Consider the following 24,606-nt stretch of genomic DNA (forward strand, 5'->3'; position numbering starts at 1 on the left):
AAGATAGCAATATCACGCATGGTGTTGATTTCTAGTTGGTTTTTGGCGAAATGAATTAGATCATTTAGCACCATGCGTGTCTATCTTATTGAATCTGCTTTGTTTTATGAGGGGATTCGCTAGTGTCAGGCGTTGCGACGTCTACGACTTGCCAAAGCGGCCAGGCCGAGCAGCGCCAGGATGGCTGAGCCTGGCTCCGGTACATCTGTTGGCTCAACGGCCTTAGCCGCCACAAACTCATAAAAAGTATTGGCTTCATCCAGGTAAATTAAAGGTCTTGGGATGTATTCAATCGCGCGCAACAGTGTTTCTGTTTCCTTGTTGAAAATGTCTTTTACAAAAGGCTCGGCGCTGGGGGCATACTCAAAATTTATCTTGGCATCCACATAATAGCCCTGGTAATCGCTGTCCAGGCTATTGAAAGAGCGGTTGAAGGAAAAGCTCCAGTTAATGGCAGAGACAAAATTGTCCGCCACATATTGATCCACCTCGGCTTGGGTCGGGTCTGTTAGGCCAGGTGCGAAACCTTGGTAAGTATCCAGAAAGAAACTCTCAAAGGGAATCCGTATCAATTCGCTGTAGAATATACCAGCATCAAATTCGGATTTGTTATAAAACTCACCTTGCAGACCTATTGCCAGGTGATTGCCTGAAGGGGCAGCCATTGGCGCGATATCGCTGAGGCTTTTATCCGGCTCCGATACGAGGCTGTTGTTACGGTCATAGAAATTAAACAGTGGGCCAGAAAACCCGTCAGCTATCCTAGTTTCTAGCATCATAACCGTTGCTTGTTGGTAAAAATCCCGGTTAGCGACGGTTTGATAGAACTTTTCCTGATTACTTGCGTCATCAAAATCCACGCTAAAGGTGGAATTTACCTGAAAAGGATCCTCCCAGCTATGCCACAGCGCGCCGTTGGAGGGTTCAAACAGGTAGTTGAAATCTGAAAAACGAATATCCAGTCGAAAATCGTTGTAGCCAAAGCCTTCACCGTAATTCAGCAGGTGCGTCTGGGTGAAGGTCAGATCCTTTAACACATTGATATAGTTAGCCTGTCCGTAAGGGGTCGTAGTATGGTTAAATTCCAGTTGCACCAAACCGGCCTGGGCGGTTGACATCAACATTGCGCTGGCGAGTATGCCAATAGATAAAATACGTTTTTGCAAAATGTTTACTCCTAAAAACCCGTTAAACCACTACTTTGCTGCGCCGTATTCGAATGGGAACCCGACAGTTTTATATTGATGAAGAGGCAGGAATACTGGTTCCTGATGGACGGGAATTTGTCCACTTTCTTGCCTCTGACATCCTATCCCGGCTAAACAACCGCCGACATGCAAAAGTCTATTAGGCTGTATTACAGCAAATCCGGGCGATTCAGGCTTGGGTGAAAACCCCTATTTTGGCTGTTCAGGCTAAAAAACATTCAATCAGGGGGCAAATGAGCAGAGTCAGCGCTTAAACCTCTAGTAAGATACAAGCGCCTGGCGCTAAGTTAGTAACTTTGGATACCGGTAGTGGTTGTTTTACTGGTGTCGGTCGTCGGCAGCGTTGTTGAACTTTGCTCTGTTTTTTGATTGGAGATGGCGGCTTTATTATCAACGGTATCGCCAATGGTGACTGTGGTGTGGCCTGCTTCGATGGCCCAATTGGCTAACACCCCGTCGAGGGTTTTCATATACAGGGCTTTGGCTTCGTCTTTGCTCAGTTGATAGTTAGAAGAAAACTCACAGGCACGAAAAAACAACTCCCGGGTCATGAGTACCGTGGGGGTTCTGCCCGCCAATTCCACTTCTTCTGAATCTTCATCGGTGCTGGCCCCTTTTTCACCCCCGGTACTGATCAGGGACACATCAATATTGCCCCCGTCTTTTTGATCAAAAGCGGCATCCGGCTGCGGCAACGAGCACAGATAATGGTTATTGTCCCGTTGCATCACATAGATTTGCCCCTGACCGGAGGTGGTGGTCAGAACATGGTTATTGTCTAATGTGCTTTGCTTAGGCTCGGGGTATTCCAGGGATGTACAGCCGCTTAACAGGACAAGCACAGTAACGCAGACAATTAAATACTTCATGGCAACCTCAATACGAGAAAAGCCGGCACTCAAGCAGTGCCGGTATCTGTTCCAAATAACCTGTTATTGCATGGCGTCCGCTAACCAGGAGGGCGCGTCGGTCGGATAGAAAACTTTCGGATCAAAGCTGATTCGGGTAGGGGCATGGTCACTGGATAATCCCCAGGTAGAGAGTTTACCCTGGAACCACTGTTCAAATGTGGCTACCACAGCAGGGTGCCTGGCTTTGTAGCGAGCGGTCAGTTTGCTGCGCTCAACACCAAGTTCGGTGGCTTTTTTCAGGGCAGAGCTTAACTGGTCGCTGTTACCATTGGAGGCGATAATATCAATCCAGGTGATGGCCTGAGTTTCCACATCGCCGAACCAGTTTGGATACTTGGTAATGGAGTTTAAATTTCTCACATAGCGGGCCAGGTCTTCGCCTTTGACCACCAGCATATGGTAGTCATAGATGTGTGGACCAGGGTTGTTGCTCCATTTTTTGATCGAAAATGCCCAGAGATCATTTATATGAACCGGCATAACGTCAGTAGATTGCCATGTTGTAGTACTGGCAAGATCAACTGGCACCGGCCCGGTTGCTCCCATTTCTCCCATTGGACCATATTTACGACAGGTAACCGTTGAACGATCTTGTCCCACGAAATCTGCGTTGCTTGGTGCAACATAGTTGGGCGCAACCCATGGTGTTTCAGGATACTTGTAAATACAGCCTTGAGTACCCGGGCCTTTTTCGTAGAAATCTTCATAGAAGAAGTTTGCCAGATCGGTTACTCCCTCCAGGGCGATGGTAGCAAGAATATTGTTTTCTTCTTGTAGCTCTGCTGCCAATTTGGCGGCCATTTCCTGGCCTTTGGTCGCCGCATCAGCCGCACTCAGGTTGTCGATTTCTGCCTGACCTACTTCCTGGATATAACGGCGGCGCTCTGACAAGAAGCCAAGGCGTAAGGTTGCCGCTGTGGTATAGGTTTTTAGCAAAGCCACAAAGTTATTGTGGTTCATGTGGGTGCGCACTTGGTTTTGCACTGTGCCTGAGTCGTCGACGATTTTATCGATTTTGTTTTTGTTCGTTGAATAGTTTGATTGAGGGTTGTAGGTGTTAATCCCATTAAAAACGTCGCCGATGCTCACTTCTATTTGATCTAAGGCAGCCTGATTAAAGCCCTCATCTACGATGTTTTGCACTTGTTGAGGCGTTGCAGCAGGATCCGCACCGCCAAAAATCGATTCGAATGCATCCCCCAGTATTAGCCCAGCGACTTTCTCAGCCAGTTTAACGCCAATATCGGTTGTGCCACTGGCAGCAGCCTGTTGCGAGTTAAGTAGTGTAAAAATAGTCGTGGCTGTGGCCAGACAGAGTCCGAGTTTATTCATAACTGCCTCTTAAACATGAAGAATCTGAACAAGGCAGATTGCACCAGAACCTTGCGTCCGACGCTTGGGTGAAAACCCCTATTTTTGCTGGCTGAGGTGAAACTTATTCCGACAATAGATCGAAGATAAGCTGTTCCAGTGCGTCGAGATCGACGGGTTTGTTTAGCAAAGGCAATTGCTGTGCATGGATTTGTTGGATGATTTCGGGGTCGGTATCGCCGGTTAATATGATGGCTTTTACCGGCTCGTCCAGCGCCTGGCGCAGCTGTGCGATGAGCTCCACACCGGTTTTATCGTCCATCAAGCGATAGTCACACAGAATAATATCCGGTCGTTGTTGCTCCAGGCTGCTTAGTGCCTGCTCATCATTCTGGGCACAGATAACATGGCATTGTTGTCCTTCCAGCACCAGGCGCAGGGCCGCCAGGCTGTTTGGATCGTCATCGATGATAAGCACCCTGACGCCGAACAAGCGGCTGCCCTGAATACGAGGTGCTTCCTCCACAACAATCACCGATTCCACCACCGGTAAGGTCAGGGAAAAGGTTGAGCCCTTACCAGGCTCGGATTCCACTTCCACTTCGCTACCCAGCAGATGGGCCAGCTTTTGTACGATGGACAATCCCAGGCCGATGCCTTTTCTGGCGTCGCGGCGCTTGTTGGCAATCTGATGGTACTCATTAAAAATCTTGCCAAGCTCCTCACGGGGAATACCTATCCCTGAGTCCTGTATGGATAGCCGCAGCTGATCTTGCTGGCGGGATATTTGGATGCTGATGCCACCCTCATGAGTATATTTGACGGCATTGTCGAGTAAGTTGCGCAGTAAACGGGCCAGCACCATGGGGTCGGTCCGCACGACGACAGCGCTCGATGGGTACTCTATGCTCAGGCCTTTGTGCTCCGCTTTGACCTTAAATTCATCCAACAGCGGCAACATAACGCTGTCCAGCGGCACCGACTGCCAGTCCAGTTCCAGATCGCCCGAGTCCAGCCGGGATAGATCGAGTAAGGTATCCAGCAGGCCTTTTAGGGCGGTAAATGACTGGCGCAGGGGCGATAAAATATCCTGGTGCTGCTTGTCGGTTAAGCGCTGACTGAGGGCCTGAATAAATAAGCCGATGGCATTTAGGGGTTGGCGCAAGTCATGACTGGCGGCGGCCAAAAAGCGGGACTTTTCGGCATTGGCCTGTTCTGCCTTGATTTTCTCTTCTGTCACTTGTTGCAGCAGGTTGGCGTTGGCCACATCAATACTGATGGCATTGGTCACCACTTTGGATAAGCGCATGGCGGTGATGGTCAGATACAGGCTATACAGGCCTGTACCGGTGAGCAGCAGATATTGCTCAAACTCATATAACCGCAGGACTGTGCCCAACATCATCGGCAGCAGAAATACCAGGTAACCCCACAGGGAATACACTAGGGCTACCAACAGGCCAGTGGTAATACCAAAGATAAAAATAAAGAAGGTAACAAAGAGCTCTGTGGCGCCCGGCTCCGGTAAAAAGGCATAGACGCCAATGCCCCAGGTGGAGCCCGACAAAGACAGGAAAAAGACGATCAGAGCATGATAAAGCCGATAGCGCTTTTCCCCTTGGGCTCGGCGTTGCTGAATAGACCGGTAAACAAACAGGACCCGGAAAAGAGGGATCAAAGCGAAGGTTGCTACCCATAGCAATAACGCCGTTGTATTGACTTGGTTTTGCAGTAGCACCATCAGAATAATGGCGGCGCCAAAGCTGACCGCACCGGATAAATTGGTTTGCTTGATCAGCACATCCAGCCTGGATTCCATAATAGGATCCGGCTGGGCGCTATTGGCAAAGAGGGTACGCAGTAAGGCGTTCACAGCAGTCCATGGCGGCTGGCGTAGCGCATCAGCTCAACGGTGTTTTTCACCCCCAGTTTCTGCATCAGGCTGTAGCGGTGGTTTTCCACCGTTTTGCTCGACAGGCTCAGGCGCTCGGCGATGGCATTGCTGTTAAGCCCGGCCAGGACCAAATCCAGCACCTGAAATTCCCTGGCGGTGAGATCAGGGGCATGGCTGCCCAGTTCGTTGGCTACCCCGGCCGAGGTGACTTTTTTACCTGCCAACACACCTTGTACGGCCTTGACCAACTCCCCGGCGGACACTTCTTTTAACAACACGCCGTCTGCCTGACAGGCGATCATTTGCATAAACAATGTCCGGGATTGCACGCCGGTCAAGACAATGACCTTAATCTCGGGGTAGCGTTTTTTGATATATTCCAAGGCCGAAAGGGAGCCGCCGCCGGGCATTTGGTAGTCCAACATCACCAGGTTGGGTTGCTGTGCCTGAACCGTGCTCATCAGGTCCTGGGCATTGTCCACTTCGGCGATTACCTGCCAGGTGGGCTCATTGCTCAAAATCAGTCGCAAGCCTTCACGAAACAGCTGGTGATCATCGGCAATCACAATTCGCATAGGTCGGTTTCCGGGACGCTATTTTATGTTTCGCCTATCTTAACCCGAGGATGAAATTTTACCCACGTTACCGTCAAAAATTGTATCTATCACAGCTAGTTGTAGAGAAAAGGCCGCTCCAACGGCATTGTCAGCTAAGGGCTAACTCGGTTGGGCAGCGTAACTCAAATTTGCCTCTGCCTGTTGGAATCAGACGGATACCGTTGCCTTTTTCCTGCAGTCGCCTGCGCAGCAGGATAAGGCGGGTTTCAAAATTGTCTTTAATATCCGGTAGGAAAATGGCGTTGTCGTTGCGTAGTTCTTTGTTGCTAAACTGGGTGCGGCCATCTGTCTGATAAAGCTGCAGGATGCGCCACAAAATGGCGCCGGCCACCCCTTTGATGATGTAGTCGTTATCAATAAAGATACAGTGGGTATCGGGTAGGTATTTGATGCTAACCGGCTTATTTGGACTGTGTAAAAAGCCTTGCGCTGTTTGCACTTTATCCGTTGACTGCATGGGATTACTTGCCAGACTCTCCAACTGTTGCGCTGCGCAGGTGGCCAGGCAGGTTATTGCGTCTTCGTCATGATAATCAAAGGCGCCTTCCTGCGAACTTTCAAGATAAATCACTCCCTGAATTGGGTTCATACCAAAAGGAATGGCGAGCTGACTCTTGGGATTTTCCAACCCTGGATAAAGGATATTGGTTTCCAGATCAGCAGGCACTTGGTCTTTGGCCATTGCCGCAGACAGAAACCGCAGATAATTGTATTCGCTGGTCTGCTGGGTCAGTCGGATCGGGCAGTGTTGTTGGGCAGCGATGCCAATGACGCCCACGCCCATCGGAATTTCAGCGCCCACCCCGGAATGTTCATAGCCACTGCTATGGATGGTGAAGAGTTTCGGTCCTTCTTTTATCAACACCAAACTATTTGCACAGGCTGTGATCTGCTGCGCCGCTTGGGCCAGGGTCTCGAAAACCTCTTCCATACTTTTCGCCTGTGCCAAGCTTTGCATGGCTTGTCGAACAGGGAAAAAAGATCGGTTCTCGAAAGGTGGTAGCGGCTGCGTCTGATTAGACGTTAGCTCTATGTGGGTAACCTGATAGATATCTGCACCTTGCAGCTTAAACACATTTTCCATATGTGTGGTGTGGGCAATACTGTTGAGCCTGGCTTTCATGCCTTCAAACAGCGCCCCTTCTGTTTCGGTGCGCAGGTAGCGAAGTGACAAGCGGTACTTGGCCACCGTAATCGGGTCGATCACCACCAGTGTGGCCACAGGATTCTCACAGACGTTTTTGTGGGTTTTATTAAAAAACTGAAAGGTCAGTGCGATATGTTGTGAATCAACAAAATAGGCTTGAGACACGTAGCTGACATTGGCCACGCCATCCAAACCACAGGTTGCGATGCAAGAGGGTATCGTCCCTTCAAAACAGCGCCTGATACTTTCCAATGTCATCATGATTGGCCTGACATCAGTTTGCCGGCCTGACTTCCGGGGGTCTGATCAAAAATATGTTGGGGTTGAAGTGTCAAAGCCATGATGGCATTTGCATCGTAGGCGTTCATAAACACACAGTAGTCCTTCGAAAATCCCAAACCCATAACATCGCTGGTGAAGCGTTGGACGGTTTCTTCTATATAACGAAAATCTTCTGTAGACGCAGGACTGACTTTAAGCACCAGACCTTTAATCTGAATCGTTTGATGGGTTGATGGGCAAGAAAATACCGCTGAAAGTCGCCCGGAGCTTTTCGCATTTTCAAGCAAACAACCAGCTTCTGACGCATCCACAAATAAGGTGATGGCCTGGCGACCTTCATGTATGCGACAGCCCACAACATAACTGAGTGCAGGAACACAGTTTGAGTTGCTGGAGGCCGCAAAAATGCCAACACCCTGGTTGATAAGATCAAGGATGGCATCTGATATTTGGCAACTTTGGGCTGAGCTGCCTTCACATAAGACCGGCAAAAACACCTCAGAAAATTAGTAAAGTTTTAGGATCGCGGCAAAACCGCTACCGCTAGCATATGACTGCAATATTCATTACCTGAAGGCGGCCAATATGCAAGCTCAACGTCACAATATTTACACTCTGATACACAAAGGAATTCGTCGTCAATTGTGCCATTGCATGAATGCTTTAGGTGCACTTGATTACAAGGACAATCATGCCGTTATCACCGTGATGGAAGAACTCTCTGAGGTGCTGGTTTTCTGTCAGCAACATCTGGAGCATGAGAACACCTTTATCCATCCGATTTTGCTTCAACTTCAACCGACGCTGTCGTTGCAATCGGTGCATGATCACGAAGAGCACGAGATAAGCATTCTCAAGCTGCATCGGCAGGTATTGTCTATCCGCAACAATGTGGGCCAGGTGGTGGCCTCAGATATTCTCGACCTTTATCGGAATTTCGCGCTCTTTGTAGCTGAAAATCTGCTGCATATGCATGATGAGGAAACCCACAATGCCAACCTCCTGATGCGTCATCTGAGCGACCAAGAGATTCTGGCTATTGAGCACCGCCTGGTCAGTTCGCTGACGCCGCAGCAGAGCGAACAATCGTTGAATCTGATCCTGGCAGCCTGCACCCATCAGGAACGCAGCGCCTTGTTGCAGGAATTGTCCGCGGTATTCCCGCCCGAGACCCTCATCCGCCTCGTTATCAATACCAGCCTTAATCTGCCGGCGACAGAACTGCACAAACTCTGTCACACAAGCACTGCAGACGCCAAAGACAGCCGGATAATGCTTGAAGGGAGTAAATAAACCATGGCCTCTAAGATCTCCTATGCATTCGGTGCTTTTATGCTTTTGTGTGGTTCAACTGTCAACGCCGACACACCAATGACTGACGCGCAACGAGGCAAGTATTTGCTGCAAGTTGGTGGCTGCAATGATTGCCATACCATGGGATATGCACAAAATAATGGCAGGCTACCCGAGGAACAATGGCTCACAGGCAGCAACGTGGGCTTTATGGGCCCTTGGGGCACCACTTATCCGGGCAATTTGCGTAAACGGGCTGCACAGCTTAGTGCGAAGCAATGGCAGGAACTGATGCGCAGTCCTATGCGTCCGCCCATGCCAACGCCGTCCCTGGCAGCGATGTCAGATGCGGATATCCAGTCGATTTACCACTACTTAAGAACGCTGGGTGACGCAGGCGATGCAGCTCCCGCAGCCTTACCCCCAGGCGTCACACCGAACACCGCCTATTTTGATTTTGTTCCCAAAAGCGCTGAGGCAACCAAGTCGTGATCTGCTCCAGAAAGTCATTTGCGTTCAAAGCGTTATTAGTGGCGGGGGGATTGCTTTGCAATACCGTCAATGCCGCTGATTGCTGGGTGGATACCCTGCATAACCCGCAAACCGGAACGGGCGAGGATTACAGCGCTCCCCGCTACAGCGGGTGGCGACATACACTGGAAACAGCGGAAAATTTGCTGCGCAAGGATGACCACTTAAATCGTATCAATCCGGTGCGCTTTCAACTGCATCAATATATAGGTCAGCCGGATAGCCCGGGACTACCACTGAGTGCCTCATCCAGCCTCTTTTTCCACGATAAGCAGGCCTGGAAAGGCCAGTGTGAGTTGCAGGAATGGGCCGACAGACTGCACTTTGCCAGTATTTCACTGACCTTCAATAGCTTGCGCTCAGTGATTGAAGCCAATGGTGGGGCGCTGTCCGGGGATGCGCCGCCTTTTATTCTGTTACCCGAAACCACGGGGAGCAATCAGGGTATCCCAATTTGGCAAGACCGCTGGGTGATTCTGACCCCCAACAACCTGCCAGCCTTTGTGCCGCTAACCTACGAGGAATATATCGATTGGTGGCTGTCATATTTGTCGCAGGAGCGTAACCAGTGGTCTGAAGACGCCACGACTCTCAGTGAAGAGGAACGAGAGTGGCAAAACTATATCAATGAAGTTCGTCGAAGCGATCCCAAGCAGGCTGAAGAGCTTGAAAAAATGATGGAAGAGGCGACACGGGTAGAGCTGGATGATCACACCGGGGAATGGGCTGAAATTCAACGTCTTAAAGCGGGCATAAACAATGCCAACCGACATTTACCGGTTTATCTGGATGTGGACGCCGGTAGTCCCTATCGCTTCAGCTTTAGCTTAACGGCCTCAGAAACAGCGAGACCACTGGTGCAGGTCAATAATGCCTTATGGCAGCAAGGAGCCAATAGCAATGCGGTCAAGGTGGTGGTCATTGACGCCTATGTCAATGGCAAGGCTCCTTTTGAGCCGCAAGGAGAGCAGCATAAGTCAGTGGCGGTGTCCTGGCTTTACCAGTTCAATCCCAATCCCTATCTGGCGCTTTTATCAAAATGAAGAACCTTGTCCTGCTTATGTTATTGGGCTGGCTTTGGCCCAGCGTTGCCAATGCCGAGGTTAATCTGTTGACCCTGGAAAACGGTGCCAGAGTGACCAGTTTCAGTTCCGAATACGGCGGTTGGGGTGCCGAGAGTATGGTGCCCTCTTTGCAGCAATTGGCCGAACCCGGTATTGAGCTGGAGAACTTTGTTTGGTGCTCCGCCGACAATGCGCCTTTTCCCCATTGGGTAGTCATTGAATTTTCCGAACCTAAGTGGGTAACGACCCTGGTATTTAGCAACGCCTTGCAGGAAGAAGCGGCTTATCCGGGCATTTCTGCACGCAATGTTGAAGTCTGGGCTGGGTTGGAAGATCAAGAGAAGCTGCAAAGAGTGGCCAGCTTTGCGCTTGAGCGAAATAAATCTGGCCAGGGCGTACAGATCCTGCCGCAGCAACTGCGCTTTCTTAAGCTTGTCATTCTCGACAACTACGGTCACCCGGTTTGGACGGAGATGAATGCCATGGCCGCATTTGATGATGGTACAAGACCGGCCTCCCTTGGCGAGTTGTTGGGCAGCAACCAGATAGTACAGCTTTATGGACTCTATTTTGATTTCGCCAGTGCCACCTTACGTCATGAAAGTCAGCCTACCTTGCTTGAACTGGTCACCTACTTAAAGGCACACCCCGGGCAGGCGATTGAAATAGAGGGCCACACCGATTCGGTGGGTTCGGAAGAGGTCAACTTGGCGTTGTCCGAAAGGCGGGCGGCTGCAGTGGTATCGGCACTGGTGCAATTGGGCATCTCCGCACAGCAACTGACCAGCCAGGGCTATGGTGAGCAGCAGCCACTGGCTGACAATGATAGTCCCGAAGGGCGGGCCAAAAATCGAAGAGTGAGTGTTCGGGTAGTCTCTCAAACCCTTTAACCGGCTTGAGATCAGAAGAGAAGGTAGTGCGATGAAAAAGCCTTTATGTACAGCAGTAGTCTTAATGTTGAATCCCGTCGCCCAGGCAGGTCAGTTATGGGAAGTGACCGGGGTGATTGAGGCCGGTCAGTTCGGCAAGATGCCCCTGGAAAGCACGCAATCTTGTGTGGAATCCGATTGGGCTGAGGAGTTTGATTTTGAGATCCCGGGCGAGCATGACAATGAGGATTGCGAGCCACCGACCAAACTGATGGACGGTGACCGAATGCGTTTTTCTTATCAATGCAAAGATATTAAAACGAGCGGATTCTACGAGCGCAAGAGTGCCAAATACTGGCGTGGGGAAATCAGCAGTGACACGGCCTATGGGAAGATGATCATCTACTTTGATTCCAACCTGATAGGTGAATGTGATCCAAGCAAAGAAGATGATGAATAAATACACCTTAGTGCTGGCTGGGGTCTTATTTTCATCTTTGAAACTGGCAGAGGCCAACCCGCATTCCAGTGAGCAAGATGCCCTGCATGTAACGCTTTCGCTAGCAGGCTCTGGTACGGAGCACTTGCAAAATGGTCAGCCAGACTGGCAGTGCAGCGGCGGGGATTGGCAATATCGCTGGTCAGGCAAGGTGCAGGGAGAGACTAATAATGCCGAGCGTCTGTATAACGGCGATGGTATGTTTTACAACGAAGCCGACGCGCGCAGTGGGCAAGCCAGCTTGTCGGCATCTGCGTTAACCTGTCAAAGCAAACTGGATCAGCAGTGGACGGAAGTACAACGCGGTCAGTTGCAGGCCGATATTCCCAGGATGGCGGAAGTGCAGGCATCCTTTGCCAACGGCAACCCATTTTTTTCGTTCCAGGCGGGGCAATTGGCAACCTGCTCTGTGCAGTCTGAGTTCTTTCCTTCAATGGAGCTGCCGGTGGCACTGGGCCTGAGTACCGGGCAGGGAACACTGCAACTGTCACCCGCATTCCAGGTTTCTCTTGAGGAGTTACAGCAGGGTTTCAATAAAACCTGGCGGCTCAGAGCCGATCAGACGCTTTTTTCAGGTTACGCCTGCGCCGGCCAGCAAATTGAAGGCACACTGCAGCTGCGCTTTAAGCAGGCAGAAACCTTGTCCGTCAAGATGGCGCAGTGCACCGACCTGGCCCTGGGGCAACAGATTCAAGCCGTTGCCCAGGGTGAGCCTGATGGTGGTAGCTATGAGTTCAACAGTACGTTGGGCAAAGGTCTGAGTTTTTCACCACAAAAAAGCCGTGACGGGAAAACCACTGTGACCGGGTCTGAGCCGGGGCGCGGCAACCTTCGCGTGACTTATCAACTCGATGGAGAGCGGGCAGAATGGAGTCAGCCGGCAACCGTAGTATCGCTTCAATCGGTTGCACAGACAGAACTGGAACTTGGTTTGATCGATGCCCAGGGAAAACCTGAGGCACCCACCAACGTGGCATTTTCCACCTTACCCGCCAACGCCGGGGACTTGTTGAAGTGGCAGGTCGCAGACTCCACGCTGTTAAGTCTGGCGCCGGGTAGCAACAACCTGACGCTTCAAGGCGTCAAACCAGGGAAAACAAAGGTCGAGGCCCATACCTTGTGCGATGAATCCTTAAACCGCAGCATCGATGTCACTATCAGGATGTGCCGTTTGGAAACTGAAGCCACTTTGGAAAGACGCAGGGAAAGGCTAAAAGATAGAAACAATGCTATCAGTCAGCAGGTTCAGGAACTGCTTAATGATGAGGAGTTTGAACGGGTCGATAAAGAAATTAAGGACGATACCATCAATCTGGCCATTAAAGCCGGGGAGAGCATTATTGGTACCCTGTCGTTGGCCCAGCAACAAAAACTGAAAGTCATGCAGCAGAATCTTGCTCAGGGGACGGTCAGTGAACAGACCTTCAGAACCGTTGAATCTCTTGCGCAGCGGCAGGAGGCGATTGAACTCGGCACTAAAGTCTACGAATACTATGACACGGCAATGGATGTTATGGAGGGATATGAGGCAGCGCGGGAGCTATATCATGACCGCACCTCGCGAGAGGAAGCTTATGACTCTATCGCCAAAGGATCATTGGCGGCCTTGGCCTTTGTTTCCCCGGAAGCCGCCGGACTTGGGAAAAGTTATGCCGAAGCCATCATGGCGGCTGAAAAAATGGGCCAGAATCTGGGCACTATGTGGGGCGTTTCCGAACGTATAGAAGACTTGTTGGTTCAGTTTCGCCAAGTAGAAATTGAATGGGAAAATACCGCACGTTTGCTCAAGCGTTGTCGCAGCGTCAATCCGCAAGATTCTGACGCCGCCCCTGCCGACGCCTCACCGTCTAAACCTGCCAGCGCCAAGTACCTTATTAAACAGCAGCAACAGAATGTGCAACAGATGACTGCGTTACTCAAAAGTGAGCAGGCAGAAATGCACAAGGTCGATCAGTTAAAAGATGACATCGCAGCGCTGTTCAATATGCCGGAAGAGCAGGCGTTAGCCACCATACCAGAGGTAAAGGAGCGGTTGCAGACATCCTTGCTCAACATGGTTGAACTCAGTGATCGGCGCGTCGACCTGTTGTCCAGGCTCCTTGGCACTAATGAGCAGCTAGAACCGGTGTGGGCGAGTCTCAAGGTTGAGGGATTGGATACCTTGCACTAGTCCCGGTGTTTCAGATTCTTCCCCGCTTTTACGCGGAAAATTAGTATTTATTTAGCATCTCCATTTTGGGCGCCTCAATACAATGTGCGGTAGTTTGAAATGGAGACTGAAAAGTGAAAAATGTACTTAAATTCAAAATATTAGCCTTATCTTTTTTGGGTATGGCAAGCGTGGCTGAGGCCGGACTGATCGCTCGTGGTAACGGCATGATCTATGACGATGTGCTCAACATTACCTGGTTACAGGATGCCAACTATGCCAAGACCAGTGGTTATGACAGTGATGGGTTGATGACCTGGGCCGATGCCCAACACTGGGTTGATCAGTTGCAATATGGCGGTTTCTCTGACTGGCGGATGGCCAAGGTCGATCCCTTCGATTCAAGCTGCAGTGCCCAATGGTCGGTATCCGGTGTTGGCGATTTTCATCATGGTTATGAGTGCTTTGGCGTAAACAATGAACTGGGTTATATGTTTTATCAAAACCTGGGATTGCATGGCGGTTATACGGCAACCAGCTATGACCCGTTATGGCACCGTACCCCTTGGAACAGGCCCATTGCAAACCAGGCCGTGGATGCGGTTAGCGGTGAAGTGATCAGTTTTGCTAACCTCATGAGCCACCAGTATCTGTCGGGGGTAAGTTATGCCCCCAACCTGTCGGCAGGCTGGATATTTGACCAATCGGTGGGACGGCAGATGCTGGGCGCAAAAACTTCTCCCAGCTATGTGTGGGCGGTGCGCGATGGCGATGTGCAAGCACCGCCGGTGGATGTGCCAGAGCCAGGTACCTTGGCGCTGTTTGCCGGTGCCCTGGTAATGGGAATAGCCAGGCGAAGGATCTCGTTAAACAAACATTATTCCTGAACTGGCATCAGGCCGACGGAGTATGAGCCTACTGCAAATATAAATGGGCTTGAACCGGGCGGTATATTGTAAATGGCGAAGGGCGCTTTATAATCAGCGCACACTTGGGGGAGTAGCCTCTTTCGCCGTCAGGCGACAGGCGGTTGTCAACAGTCTCTGGACCACATTGTCCGTGGCGACCGCAAACACCCGTTTTGGCAAGACTTAAGGCATGACGCAGCGTCGGGCAGGCGCGCTTCGTGCCTTTTTTATGCCTGCCCCAAGGTCACTTTCCTATGCAGTGGTGTTACCACAACCTATTTAACGCCTGCGCCATTTGGCCCGCTTTTGCCAAGGCCCTCAGTTTTTCGCCAGGCTCGCAGCTCCTTCCAGCCGGCGTTTTTCATTTCTCAATGCTTTTTAAACTGGTTGAACCAATTCGGTATCCGGCCTTAAGTCGTCTACCGTTTGGATTTGGCCGCTGTGTTCCATACGTTAATTCTCAAACCAAGGGGGATCTATGCTGTTATCAGCCTTAGCCATTCTGGGCGGTTTCGCTCTGTTGATCTGGAGTGCCGACCGCTTCGTCGACGGCGCCGCTGCCACCGCCAAACATGCGGGGCTACCCCCACTGTTGATTGGTATGGTGATTGTCGGCTTTGGTACCTCGGCACCTGAGATGGTGGTTTCAGCCATGGCCGCCATGGACGATAACCCAGACCTGGCATTAGGCAATGCGCTGGGCTCTAACATCGTCAATATCGGCCTTATTCTTGGTGTGACTGCGCTGATTGCGCCGATGGCGGTGCACTCCAATATTATCCGCAAGGAATTGCCCATATTGCTGGGGATTTCCCTTTTTGCCGGATTCCTGTTCTGGGACGGCAGCATCACCAGTATGGACGCCGGCCTGCTGCTTGGCGGCTTCTTCCTGATTGTCGGCTGGTCCATTTTCTCCGGCCTCAAAAACAAAGGCGATGCCTTTGAAACAGAGATGCAGGCTGAGTTGCAAGCACATGCTATGCCCTTGAAAACCGCCTTGCTGTGGTTAGTTGTCGGCCTGGTGCTGTTGGTAGCCAGTTCGCGCTTGCTGGTGTGGGGGGCGGTGGAAATTGCCTCGGCCCTTGGCGTAAGCGACCTGATTATCGGTCTGACCATTGTCGCCCTGGGCACCTCTTTACCGGAGTTGGCATCCTCTATCGTGGCGGCCAGAAAGGGCGAGCATGACATCGCCATAGGCAATATCGTCGGCTCCAATATGTTTAACTTGCTGGCAGTCGTGGGTATTGCCGGTGCAATTGCGCCGATGCCGAGCCTGGCTGCGGAAGTGATCAGTCGTGATTATCTGGTGATGTTGGGACTGACCATCATCTTGTTGGTGATGGCGTTGGGCAAACCCGGCCGTATTAACCGTGTGGAAGGGGCGTCGCTCGTCGGCGCTTACGCTGCTTATACAGGCTATTTGATATACAGCATCACCGCTGTCTGACCCTGATGCTTTGGCTTTGCGAGCGGCAGGGCCTGTTCGCAAGCGTACCAAAGGTAGCGAAAAAGGCGCCTGACTTTAGTCAGGCGCCATCAATGGTCATAGCTCACCACTCTTGTGATTTGCCATTGGTCCTTCTGCGCTTTCCATATATGCAGGAATTTAAAGGTACCGCAATCCGGCTGGCCGTTGTCTGCTGTATGGCAGAAGCGGTGCTGGCCGGTTTGGATGGCACCGTAGCCGGGGATGGGATGGACTTCTGTGCTACCAGGCAAAAGCTCGCGGGTGAGGTCGGAGTCGCTGTTAAACAGGTTGATGGTGGACTGCAGGTTTTGCTGGTAGTCGCTGAGCCCCGCTTTATCGTGATAAAACTCCAGATCCTGGCTAAGCATGGCTTTCATCACTTCCAGGTTGCGCTGATTAAATGCAGTAAAGAGTTGTTTGTCCAATGCCAGGATTTGCGCTGTCAGGGATTCTGCGTTTTCCTCAGCCGGTACCGGCTCGGCCAGTGCCGGAAAAACGGTGAAGGCAACTATCAGTATATAGATGGCAGGCATAAGGTCTGCTCGTCGGCGTAAATGTCCCTAGCATGGCAAAGTTGCCGCTTTGTGCCAGCGGCAAGTTGTTACCAAATAAGAATATTATGCCGGGACGGGTGCTTCACCCCGGCAGCGGGCAATCAGCCCCTGGATACTGTGCTGGAATAAGTCATGGGCCTTGTCCGGCGTCATGGCTTTACTGGCGATGGCATGGCCAAGATAGAGGCTGTAGATCTCGTAGGCCATACTGTCACTGCGCAGGTCGGCGACGAACAAGCCCTGTTGTTTGCCACGCTCCAATAAGCGTGCGAGGTAATCCAGGAAACTTTGCTGTTGTTCGATGGCGACTTTTTGTACCTCGGATGCCGGTCTGTCCTTAAACTCCACTATGGCCTTGACCATGGGGCAGCCGGTGTTTTCGCTATGAAACAGCGGCTGGGTCCAGTCAATCCAGCGCTTAAGCAGGGTTTGTAACTGCACCAGAGCATTCTCATGTTTGGCCGGGCGCAGCACATTGTCGACAAATTGCTTTTCGGCATGACGCAATATGGCCACCTGCATATCTTCCTTGTTGGCAAAATGCGAGATCACCCCGGTGCGGGACAGGCCGCACAGATTGGCAATGGTGCCGATGGTCACATCTGCCAGGCCGAACTGGCTGCTGTGTTTCATGCCTTGGTTAAGGATTTCCTGCCGGGTGCGCTCGCCTTTGTTCATGCCGGTAATGACCTGATAATGTTATCGATGACCTGATTGTCCACCAGGATTCTACTATGCCCGGCGCCTTTGGTCTCCAGCAAGCGGGCACGGCTTTGCGCCACATAGCGGGCGGTGTCATCGAAAGGCGCATATTTATCGTCTTTGTCATGGATAAAGACCACATCCTCGTGCAGTTTGTCCTTATGGTTGTCACTGTGCAGTTGCTGCCAGGTCAGGCCGTATTGGCGGGTGACAAATTCCAACACCCGGGTCAGCAGCAAGGGCGAGATACCCGCCTTTTCCACCCTTCTGAACATAATGGTAAAAAAATCTACCGGCACCGCGAGCAGAAATACCTTACGCCCCTGAAGCATGGAAGAAGGAAGATTAAGCATGGCCATACCGCTCATGGAATGGCCGACCAGGGCATCGACAGGCTGAGACTGGTCTTCGAAGTGTTGGATCACCACAGAGAGGGTGTCGATAAAGGCCGGCAGATGGGCGCGCTTGCCTTCTGATTTGCCATGGCCCACATGATCGATGCTGGCCACCTTGTAACCCTTGGCCAGCAAGGCACCGATCAATTGCTGGAATACCCGGCTGTTATCGCCCCAGCCATGACTAAGCAAAGCCAGCCGCTCACCCTGACCAAAAAGATTGATATGCACCTTACCAAGACGTGTATCCAGGATTATTTCGTTGCTTGGGGTGATGCTGTCAAAGCGATATTGGCGACGGCTGTGGGGACTCATCAGTAGTTTGCTGCCGAGGTAGCCGCTTAGGCGAGGAGACAGCCGGCTGATGCCACCGGTGATGGCCCTGAGTAACAACGTCAGCGGGTTGGTACTCTCATTAAGATAATTAAATTTCATGGCTGTTCTCCAAAAACGCAAAAAGTACGACTGTACTAATTATGGGTATAGTACAGTTGTGCTATTTAGTTGGCAATAACCTCAATTCAATTTGGTTAATGAAGAGGGGATAAAAGAAAAGGGCAGCGCTGCTGCCCTTGTCAGGAAAAACTTGGAATCAGTAGGTCGCTACTCGGACAAGTTGCGTAAACGCTTTTCCCAGATGCGCTTGGCGTGGCGGCGCATATTCTCACTATCTCAGTGCAAAGGTTTTATGGGTAATGGTCCATTTTCCCTGGGCTTTAAGTAGCAGCAGATAGTCCACATAAATACTGTCATTCATTTCAATTTCGGCTTTGACCATGGCTGCCGTGCCGGTGATATCTATACTGACCACCCGGCCTTTACGGTTGTAGGTAACACCCGTCTCAAATCCGGCAATGTAGTCTTTTCCCATCCAGGTCACGAGCTTGTCTTCCTGAATAAACTGCAGTTTGAGATCGGGATGGAATACCTCAGTGAGCAGTTCCGGCGTTCCCTTTGAGGTGCCATCGAAGTATTTTTGTATCGCCAGTTGCACCATCTCAAAGTCTGAGGATGGAGTTGGTTTGGCCAACGACTCAGTGCCATATGCCGTTGACCAACTGACAGTGGTCATTAAGCTTGCGAGAAGTAAAAGTGATAGATTTTTCAAGATGTTGCTTTCCATCTGCATTACAGGAATACCCCGCCGGTTGCCATAATCAAAGTGCACCGGCGGTCATGTGGTTAGTAGCTTATTTCAGGCACATGCTTACCCAGGCTGACCTTGTAAGCCTTAATGCCTTCCTTAAAGTCGTTTGGCAGTAACTGAACCGGGTCGAATACGCCGCGCTTTTCCAGACGCTGGTAGAAGTCGATAAAAGAGCTGGCGTGGAATGCCAGATACAGGGTGGGCAAATTGCTACCGTAAGACTTGGAATAGGCTGAGAAATGCAGCCTGTCGTTGTGCTGCTTTTCCTGCTTAATCCATTCCTTGAGATGCTCCTTCACAGAGGCGTTCATATGCAGATCAATTTCCACCATCACCATATGGGAAAGAGGGGCTGCTAGGGCAGTATCGGGCTCCAGGGACAATTCTTCGTTATAGCGCATCATCAAAAAGTCCTGATTGCTGATGGTGCGACGATAAACCTGGCCGTTAGTTTTCAGAAACTCAGGGTCAAACTTGTCGGCCACTTCGCTCCAGTTCTGTTCATCCGTTGCCTGATAGTCATGACTTTGCTGCGGATTAAAAGCAGCGTGGCGTCCATCGTCAAACTGATAAAAAAGCCAATGATCTTTAAAGCCCACTTTGTCAGCTTGTTGCTTAAAGTCTTTCAATGCCGCTTCGTGCTCATGTACCAAATGCTGGGCGATATAATCATCGGCCACCACGTAGTAAGGGGAAGGCTGAATGGCCAGGGCGCTCAGGCTGTAGGCGCCTGCAGCCAGGGCGATCAGGCTTTTGCTGAATAGGTGTTTCATCTTGCTCTCCGTTTAATCAGGTTCACGAAGAGCATGCCTTCAAGGTGATGATGGATGGTTGGATTTTGATATAGGCGGCGACAAATACGGGGTAAGCGGCACAGCCTTATACAGGCTTTATCTTTTGTTCAGTGCGTCCATGGCCTCTTTATAGCGGCGGCTGAGTTTAACGCTTTTCTGATTACTCATCAGTAGCTGGCCATCGCCAAAGCGGCCTTTTTCCCATTTCAGCACATGGGCAATATTGACCATAAAGGACTTATGGGTGCGGAAGAAAAAGTCGGCATCCAGCTCGGTGGCCAGGCGCTTAAAGGAATCACGGGTGATCAGCGTTTTATCGCCATAGTAAATGGCCAGGTGATCGCCCACCGATTCAATCAAAATAATGTCTTTTTGCTTAAGCCGGAACAGACCCTCATCGGTTTTGACACTCAACCCCAGAGGTGATTGCTGGGCACTGACTTGCTGGATTAGTGCCTGCAGGGTCTCTTTCTTACTGACCAGGGATTTTTCCTGCAGGCGGTTACGTACTCTTTGTGTCATCTCATCGAAACGACCTTGCTCAATGGGCTTTAACAGATAGTCCAGGGCCGCTTTATTAAAGGCCTCGATGGCATGTTGGTTATAGGCGGTTATAAAGACAATCAGGGGAAGTTCGCCCTGCCATTGCTCGAACAGGGAAAAACCGGATTGGCCGGGCATCTCGATATCCAGAAATATCACATCCGGCCTGGGTGCGGCCTGCCCGGGCGCGTTTGCTGGCAGCGCATCGGCCACCGCATAGCCATGAAAGACAATTTCAAAGTCGTCATGCTTCTTAAGCGCGATTTCTATGCCTTTATGGGCGGCAGGCTCATCGTCGATGATCCAGCAGCGGATGCTCATGCTTCTACTTCCCAGGGCAGGCGGACAGTCACCCTGAACAGCCCATCTTGTTCGGTGACCTTAAGTGCGGCGTCTTTGCCATACAGCACCGCCAGGCGTTCTTTAACATTGGCAAGGCCGGTGCCGGTACCTTGGCTTTTGCCTTGATGCAGTTCGCTAAAGGCATTGGCGATCTCTATCAGCAACTGGTCGTTTTGCTGACAGGCCTTTAGCTTAATGCTGCAGTCCTTGCCCAACTGCCAACTGAATTTAATCGCATTTTCTATCAGGGGTTGCAGCAGTAACGGCGGCACAAAGGCCTGCAAGCAGGTGTTATCGACCTCAAGTTGGAAGTCTATTTGCTGGTGGAAGCGCTGCTGTTCGATAGCAACATAGCTTTTCAGCAAGTCTAACTCTTGCTTGAGCTGAATTTTATGCTCGAGTTTATGCTCAAGGGTACTTCTGAGAAAGGCGCTTAGTTTCACCACCATCTGGTGGGCGGTATCGTTATGTTTTTCGAGGATGGCCACATCGATGGAGTTGAGCACATTAAACAAAAAGTGCGGATTAAGCTGATAGCGAAGCTGGGCTAATTGCGCATCCCTGGCGGTATGCTTAATGTTTTCCAGCTCTTTTTGCTGGGCCTTTTTATCCAGATAGGTAAACGCACCTAAATAAAATGCTGCCCAGGTCAGCAATAGTAAAAAGCTATAGGAGCCCCCGGAGAACCACTTAAGCCAGGGCTGTTGCAGTAAAGTGTCCAGTTCAATTTGATAATGCAGCACCCGGGTGAGGTTGTGCCAGAAAAGCAGGGTGATCAGGCCAAGCACTAACAACACGGCCACACGCTCAATAACAGGACGTTCGCTGGAGCGCTCATAATAAAGGGCCATCATGCCGGTAAATGCCATGGCAAACAGAGGACCAAACAGGGCGCCCTGCCAATGGTTATCACCGTATAGCAAATGACTGACATGCTCGAACAATGCGTAAAGCAGCCAAAATATCAGATGCGCGAAAATCAGAATCCGGTGCCTAAGCAGAATTTATTCCTCGGTTACACAAGGTGCCTAATTGACATGCTACGCATTCGGCCTCTGAGCATCAATCAAGCATAGCGTTAACTAGAAAAGTGTCGGTAAGACAAAGTCTGCTCTGCAAAGCAGTGCTAGGTTGTTACGAAGTGATAAGAATTGTGTACAGCATTGGTGGATAAGCACTGGTACAACTCTTCGCTGGAAAAGGGCGACAGTATGGTTCTCTTGGAATCCTGGCCCTTTCCAGACTTGTTGCTACACCCGCTATTGGGAGCGCAAGTGAGCATCTCACTTGCGTCTTTTTTCCTCGCTTTCGTGCTAAAGGTTGATTCTTATCTTGGCTATGAGCTGGCTCTAATGTCGGGTTCATAGCGCCTGGTTTTCTTCACCCTGGTCTTAATGATGCCATCAAGGCCATGTTAGCCAGCCAATAAAAATGGCTACCCTATTCATCCAGCAAATTGGATGACGGCGTTGAACCCGACATGATCAAGATGGCATCAAAGCCATGTACCACCTGCTGTAGCTTGTCGGGTAGCTCTTGTCGGTAGCGCCCCAAAAGTGGCCGTACAGGCGCAAGCTTGATCAGGGTAAAGGTATCGGGCAGGGCATGTTGCGTTAGCAGTTCCAGGCCTTTTGCATAGCCGTCTTTAGGTGTGCTGGCTTTGTAGCTCATGCTGGTGGGATCGAAATTGGCGGTGGCCGAATCCACCCCGGGTAAAACCAGCAAGTGAAAGCTTTTACCGTCTTCCAGGGCGGCAATTTCGGGCAGCATATTGCCCAGGTCGAACACCCTGGTCATGCTCAATCCGCGGATCATATGGGTGGAGCCAAACTTAAAAAGTACCTTGGGCGCTTGTCCCTGTCGCTTTTGTTCGTGCCAATACTTCAGAAAGTGCTGTTTAATCAAACTGACCCGCCGCTCATTGGACGCCCAACCCTGGCCGCTCATCCACAACTGGTTAACGGCAAAGGTTTCTTCCAGGGTATGTAGCAATGCCAGAGCGTTGTCTTGTGCTTGTGGCCAGGCCGACCTGACTGCCTGTACCAGGGCAGGATCGCCGCCAAAGCTGAAAATATATTGTGGATTGCGGGTTTCTGTATATTTGCGCCAGGACTGTTCTGAGGCTTGTTGCAACTGTTGCATGGCTTGCTCGGCGGCCTGCGGCTTTTCCATCTGTGCCAGGCGACTGATCAGGTAACGATCCCCCAGTACTTCATAATCCAGCCCCCAGATAACCTGCTTTTGCGACGGCAGTGACTGGCGCACATCAACCAGCATCTGTGCCTCTTCGCGCATATTAAAAAACGCCGTTTGTGTAGCGCCTTGTTGGTATTGTTGCTGAATAGCGGGCAGCCCCCTTAAGGCATTTTTATCTAACAGTTCGGCCAGTGGCGGGGAGACTTCCACCGCAAAGTGTTGGTAACCGGCTGGAATAAGGGCCTTGAATAAGGCAGAGGCAAACGCCGGGTTTTCGGCGATACCATGCTCTTCACCCAATAAAAGGAATTGCGCGGCTTGTCCCTCGGCCAGCAAGTAATCCCAGCCCGGCCCCTGAAAGCGGCCGTCTGTCCGATGAACCGGCAGGGTATTCTGTGCGGCAATACCGGCAATCTTGTCTTGCAGTGTTTGTTCTGCCTGCGCGGACGGAACAAATGCCGACGGCAGCAACAACAACCCCAGCAAAATTACTTGGCCTGTGGCCGCCAGACAAACGCGCATATTGCCTCTCCTTGTTTATGGAGCCTATTTAACCTCTTCACTTGCAGACTATAGATAATGGATATGATCGCAAGCGCTGTTTTTTTGTCAGAACACTGGATTCCTCGCCTAGAATTGGCTTTATTCAGGTAGCTTCTTTTTACAGAGAAACAATTACTTAGAGGAAGACCGATGAAGAATAAGCTGCGTCTGCTGCCCACGGTTCTGTTATTTGGCCTGATGGCCTGTGGCCAGCCGCCATCCACTGTGCCGCCGGTCACCTCGCCCGGTATTGAGGCCTTGCAGCGGGTGGCCGTTGAGCTGTCTCCGGTCAGCCGCGATATTGAACTTGATGGGCTGGTGGAAGCAGTGAATCGTGCGGTGGTGTCATCCCAGACCAGCGGCCGGGTCACCGCTTTGCCTTTCGATGTGGGCGATTATGTTACCCAGGGTTCGGTGATTGTGCGCATTACCGACAGTGAGCAGCAAACGGCGGTGGAGGTGGCCCAGGCGCAATTAACCGAGGCCCAGGCCCAATTTGCCGAAGTGGATCAGCAGCTGCAGCGCATTCAGGAAGTCTTTGCCCGCGGGGCGGTATCCCAGGCCGAGCTGGATAAAACTAAGGCCGCCCAGAAAAGTGCCGCAGCCAGAGTGGAGTCGGCCAAGGCTGCCCTGGCCGATGCCAATCAGCGATTAAGCTATACCCAGGTGGTTGCGCCTTATAGCGGCATTCTGGTGCGCCGTCTGGTAGACGTGGGGGCGACAGTGGCACCTGGCACGCCCCTGCTGGAAGGGATTTCGCTGGAAGATCTGCGCATACGGGTGAGTGTACCGCAGCATCATATAGGCCCCTTGCGTCAGCACAAACAAGCCAAAGTAGTGTTGGATAGCGGCTCTGTTATCGCCGCCGAAAATTTGCGTATTGCCCCCTCGGCGGATGCCGTCACCCATACGGTGGAAACCCTGTTGGAGCTGCCCAAAGGCAGCACCGCCACCGGCCTGTTTCCCGGCACCCTGGTAAAAGTGGCTTTTGCCGTGGGCATGGAAGAGCAGCTGGTGCTACCCGTTGAGGCCATTGCCCGTCGCGGCGAGGTGAATGCTGTCTATCGCTTTACCCAGGACGGCCAGCTTGAGTTTCGTTATGTGCGCCTGGGCAAAATGCCGCAGGAGGGCGCTGTGGTGGTGACGGCCGGCCTGGAAGTAGGTGATGAAGTGGCGTTGGATCCCCTTGCCGCCGCCGCTGTCTACAAACAGCAGCAGTTTAAGCAGAGCAAGTAGGAG

General features: G+C 51.3%; 24 protein-coding genes. 9 read left to right on the forward strand and 15 right to left on the reverse strand.

Translation table 11 applies throughout. The features are described from left to right. Window positions 1–125 precede the first annotated feature (125 nt). The 7 genes from P2G88_RS18950 to P2G88_RS18980 form a co-directional block, all read right to left on the reverse strand. On the reverse strand, window positions 126–1,166 hold the full coding sequence (locus tag P2G88_RS18950; protein ID WP_275799045.1) for a PEP-CTERM sorting domain-containing protein: 1,041 nt from the start codon (window positions 1,164–1,166) through the stop codon (window positions 126–128). Window positions 1,167–1,495: 329 nt separating this feature from the next. Then, on the reverse strand, window positions 1,496–2,077 hold the full coding sequence (locus tag P2G88_RS18955; RefSeq protein WP_275799047.1) for a hypothetical protein: 582 nt from the start codon (window positions 2,075–2,077) through the stop codon (window positions 1,496–1,498). A gap of 63 nt (window positions 2,078–2,140) precedes the next feature. Further along, complete coding sequence (locus P2G88_RS18960; protein ID WP_275799049.1) at window positions 2,141–3,451, reverse strand: hypothetical protein; 1,311 nt, start codon at window positions 3,449–3,451, stop codon at window positions 2,141–2,143. A gap of 103 nt (window positions 3,452–3,554) precedes the next feature. Continuing rightward, window positions 3,555–5,303, reverse strand: coding sequence for a hybrid sensor histidine kinase/response regulator (locus tag P2G88_RS18965; RefSeq protein WP_275799051.1), 1,749 nt, complete (start codon window positions 5,301–5,303; stop codon window positions 3,555–3,557). Further along, window positions 5,300–5,899, reverse strand: a complete 600-nt coding sequence (locus tag P2G88_RS18970) for a response regulator transcription factor (protein ID WP_275799053.1) — start codon at window positions 5,897–5,899, stop codon at window positions 5,300–5,302. The genes P2G88_RS18965 and P2G88_RS18970 overlap by 4 nt, the downstream gene beginning before the upstream one ends. Before the next feature lie 130 nt (window positions 5,900–6,029). Then, a complete protein-coding gene (locus tag P2G88_RS18975; protein WP_275799055.1) occupies window positions 6,030–7,349 on the reverse strand; it encodes a pyridoxamine 5'-phosphate oxidase family protein in 1,320 nt (439 codons plus the stop codon). Beyond that, window positions 7,346–7,867, reverse strand: a complete 522-nt coding sequence (locus P2G88_RS18980; protein ID WP_275799057.1) for a hypothetical protein — start codon at window positions 7,865–7,867, stop codon at window positions 7,346–7,348. Before P2G88_RS18980 ends, P2G88_RS18975 begins: the two co-directional genes overlap by 4 nt. 88 nt (window positions 7,868–7,955) lie before the next feature. Here P2G88_RS18980 and P2G88_RS18985 point away from each other — a divergent pair, with 88 nt between their 5' ends. From P2G88_RS18985 to P2G88_RS19020, 8 genes are all read left to right on the forward strand, one after another. Next, entirely contained in the window at window positions 7,956–8,663 is a 708-nt protein-coding gene (locus tag P2G88_RS18985) for a hypothetical protein (RefSeq protein WP_275799059.1), read from the forward strand. 3 nt (window positions 8,664–8,666) lie between these two features. Beyond that, the gene (locus tag P2G88_RS18990) at window positions 8,667–9,155 is read left to right on the forward strand and encodes a c-type cytochrome (RefSeq protein ID WP_275799062.1); all 489 of its coding nucleotides are present in this window, start codon (window positions 8,667–8,669) and stop codon (window positions 9,153–9,155) included. Further along, window positions 9,152–10,237: a hypothetical protein gene (locus tag P2G88_RS18995; RefSeq protein WP_275799066.1), complete on the forward strand. Its 1,086-nt coding sequence runs from the start codon at window positions 9,152–9,154 to the stop codon at window positions 10,235–10,237. Before P2G88_RS18990 ends, P2G88_RS18995 begins: the two co-directional genes overlap by 4 nt. Beyond that, window positions 10,234–11,148, forward strand: a complete 915-nt coding sequence (locus tag P2G88_RS19000) for an OmpA family protein (RefSeq protein ID WP_275799069.1) — start codon at window positions 10,234–10,236, stop codon at window positions 11,146–11,148. Before P2G88_RS18995 ends, P2G88_RS19000 begins: the two co-directional genes overlap by 4 nt. Window positions 11,149–11,212: 64 nt before the next feature. Then, window positions 11,213–11,587: a DUF3617 family protein gene (locus P2G88_RS19005; protein WP_275799073.1), complete on the forward strand. Its 375-nt coding sequence runs from the start codon at window positions 11,213–11,215 to the stop codon at window positions 11,585–11,587. Continuing rightward, a complete protein-coding gene (locus P2G88_RS19010; RefSeq protein WP_275799076.1) occupies window positions 11,577–13,796 on the forward strand; it encodes a hypothetical protein in 2,220 nt (739 codons plus the stop codon). Before P2G88_RS19005 ends, P2G88_RS19010 begins: the two co-directional genes overlap by 11 nt. A 113-nt stretch (window positions 13,797–13,909) precedes the next feature. Beyond that, entirely contained in the window at window positions 13,910–14,662 is a 753-nt protein-coding gene (locus P2G88_RS19015; RefSeq protein ID WP_275799079.1) for a PEP-CTERM sorting domain-containing protein, read from the forward strand. A 499-nt stretch (window positions 14,663–15,161) separates the two neighbouring features. Continuing rightward, on the forward strand, window positions 15,162–16,130 hold the full coding sequence (locus tag P2G88_RS19020; protein ID WP_275799082.1) for a calcium/sodium antiporter: 969 nt from the start codon (window positions 15,162–15,164) through the stop codon (window positions 16,128–16,130). A gap of 89 nt (window positions 16,131–16,219) precedes the next feature. Here the strand turns inward: P2G88_RS19020 and P2G88_RS19025 are convergent, their stop codons facing one another. From P2G88_RS19025 to P2G88_RS19060, 8 genes are all read right to left on the reverse strand, one after another. Next, a complete protein-coding gene (locus tag P2G88_RS19025) occupies window positions 16,220–16,684 on the reverse strand; it encodes a nuclear transport factor 2 family protein (RefSeq protein WP_275799084.1) in 465 nt (154 codons plus the stop codon). Window positions 16,685–16,768: 84 nt separating this feature from the next. After that, window positions 16,769–17,383, reverse strand: a complete 615-nt coding sequence (locus P2G88_RS19030; RefSeq protein WP_275799087.1) for a TetR/AcrR family transcriptional regulator — start codon at window positions 17,381–17,383, stop codon at window positions 16,769–16,771. Further along, window positions 17,380–18,237, reverse strand: coding sequence for an alpha/beta fold hydrolase (locus P2G88_RS19035; protein WP_275799090.1), 858 nt, complete (start codon window positions 18,235–18,237; stop codon window positions 17,380–17,382). The genes P2G88_RS19030 and P2G88_RS19035 overlap by 4 nt, the downstream gene beginning before the upstream one ends. A gap of 232 nt (window positions 18,238–18,469) precedes the next feature. Continuing rightward, window positions 18,470–18,874, reverse strand: a complete 405-nt coding sequence (locus P2G88_RS19040) for a nuclear transport factor 2 family protein (protein WP_275799093.1) — start codon at window positions 18,872–18,874, stop codon at window positions 18,470–18,472. A gap of 110 nt (window positions 18,875–18,984) precedes the next feature. Beyond that, window positions 18,985–19,722, reverse strand: coding sequence for a hypothetical protein (locus P2G88_RS19045; RefSeq protein ID WP_275799096.1), 738 nt, complete (start codon window positions 19,720–19,722; stop codon window positions 18,985–18,987). Between the two features lie 117 nt (window positions 19,723–19,839). Further along, window positions 19,840–20,607 carry a LytTR family DNA-binding domain-containing protein gene (locus tag P2G88_RS19050; protein WP_275799099.1) on the reverse strand — a complete coding sequence of 256 codons (768 nt, stop codon included), beginning with the start codon at window positions 20,605–20,607 and terminating at the stop codon, window positions 19,840–19,842. After that, window positions 20,604–21,572 carry a histidine kinase gene (locus P2G88_RS19055; protein WP_275799102.1) on the reverse strand — a complete coding sequence of 323 codons (969 nt, stop codon included), beginning with the start codon at window positions 21,570–21,572 and terminating at the stop codon, window positions 20,604–20,606. The genes P2G88_RS19050 and P2G88_RS19055 overlap by 4 nt, the downstream gene beginning before the upstream one ends. Before the next feature lie 496 nt (window positions 21,573–22,068). Further along, window positions 22,069–23,346, reverse strand: a complete 1,278-nt coding sequence (locus tag P2G88_RS19060; RefSeq protein ID WP_275799105.1) for a hypothetical protein — start codon at window positions 23,344–23,346, stop codon at window positions 22,069–22,071. 171 nt (window positions 23,347–23,517) lie between these two features. Here P2G88_RS19060 and P2G88_RS19065 point away from each other — a divergent pair, with 171 nt between their 5' ends. After that, window positions 23,518–24,603 (forward strand): efflux RND transporter periplasmic adaptor subunit, encoded by a 1,086-nt coding sequence (locus P2G88_RS19065; RefSeq protein ID WP_275799108.1) that lies wholly within the window; start codon window positions 23,518–23,520, stop codon window positions 24,601–24,603. Window positions 24,604–24,606 lie beyond the last annotated feature (3 nt).

It is taken from the genome of Aliiglaciecola sp. CAU 1673 (assembly GCF_029223185.1).
In the GTDB taxonomy this organism is placed as follows: Bacteria; Pseudomonadota; Gammaproteobacteria; order Enterobacterales; family Alteromonadaceae; genus Bowmanella.

Bases quoted from the DNA above. Each gene is read 5' to 3' on its own strand.
- P2G88_RS18955 (WP_275799047.1), bottom strand. From the start codon at position 2,077: ATGAAGTATTTAATTGTCTGCGTTACTGTGCTTGTCCTGTTAAGCGGC.
- P2G88_RS18960 (WP_275799049.1), bottom strand. From the start codon at position 3,451: ATGAATAAACTCGGACTCTGTCTGGCCACAGCCACGACTATTTTTACA.
- P2G88_RS18970 (WP_275799053.1), bottom strand. From the start codon at position 5,899: ATGCGAATTGTGATTGCCGATGATCACCAGCTGTTTCGTGAAGGCTTG.
- P2G88_RS18975 (WP_275799055.1), bottom strand. From the start codon at position 7,349: ATGATGACATTGGAAAGTATCAGGCGCTGTTTTGAAGGGACGATACCC.
- P2G88_RS18985 (WP_275799059.1), top strand. From the start codon at position 7,956: ATGCAAGCTCAACGTCACAATATTTACACTCTGATACACAAAGGAATT.
- P2G88_RS18990 (WP_275799062.1), top strand. From the start codon at position 8,667: ATGGCCTCTAAGATCTCCTATGCATTCGGTGCTTTTATGCTTTTGTGT.
- P2G88_RS19000 (WP_275799069.1), top strand. From the start codon at position 10,234: ATGAAGAACCTTGTCCTGCTTATGTTATTGGGCTGGCTTTGGCCCAGC.
- P2G88_RS19005 (WP_275799073.1), top strand. From the start codon at position 11,213: ATGTTGAATCCCGTCGCCCAGGCAGGTCAGTTATGGGAAGTGACCGGG.
- P2G88_RS19010 (WP_275799076.1), top strand. From the start codon at position 11,577: ATGATGAATAAATACACCTTAGTGCTGGCTGGGGTCTTATTTTCATCT.
- P2G88_RS19020 (WP_275799082.1), top strand. From the start codon at position 15,162: ATGCTGTTATCAGCCTTAGCCATTCTGGGCGGTTTCGCTCTGTTGATC.
- P2G88_RS19025 (WP_275799084.1), bottom strand. From the start codon at position 16,684: ATGCCTGCCATCTATATACTGATAGTTGCCTTCACCGTTTTTCCGGCA.
- P2G88_RS19030 (WP_275799087.1), bottom strand. From the start codon at position 17,383: ATGAACAAAGGCGAGCGCACCCGGCAGGAAATCCTTAACCAAGGCATG.
- P2G88_RS19035 (WP_275799090.1), bottom strand. From the start codon at position 18,237: ATGAAATTTAATTATCTTAATGAGAGTACCAACCCGCTGACGTTGTTA.
- P2G88_RS19040 (WP_275799093.1), bottom strand. From the start codon at position 18,874: ATGACCACTGTCAGTTGGTCAACGGCATATGGCACTGAGTCGTTGGCC.
- P2G88_RS19045 (WP_275799096.1), bottom strand. From the start codon at position 19,722: ATGAAACACCTATTCAGCAAAAGCCTGATCGCCCTGGCTGCAGGCGCC.
- P2G88_RS19050 (WP_275799099.1), bottom strand. From the start codon at position 20,607: ATGAGCATCCGCTGCTGGATCATCGACGATGAGCCTGCCGCCCATAAA.
- P2G88_RS19060 (WP_275799105.1), bottom strand. From the start codon at position 23,346: ATGCGCGTTTGTCTGGCGGCCACAGGCCAAGTAATTTTGCTGGGGTTG.
- P2G88_RS19065 (WP_275799108.1), top strand. From the start codon at position 23,518: ATGAAGAATAAGCTGCGTCTGCTGCCCACGGTTCTGTTATTTGGCCTG.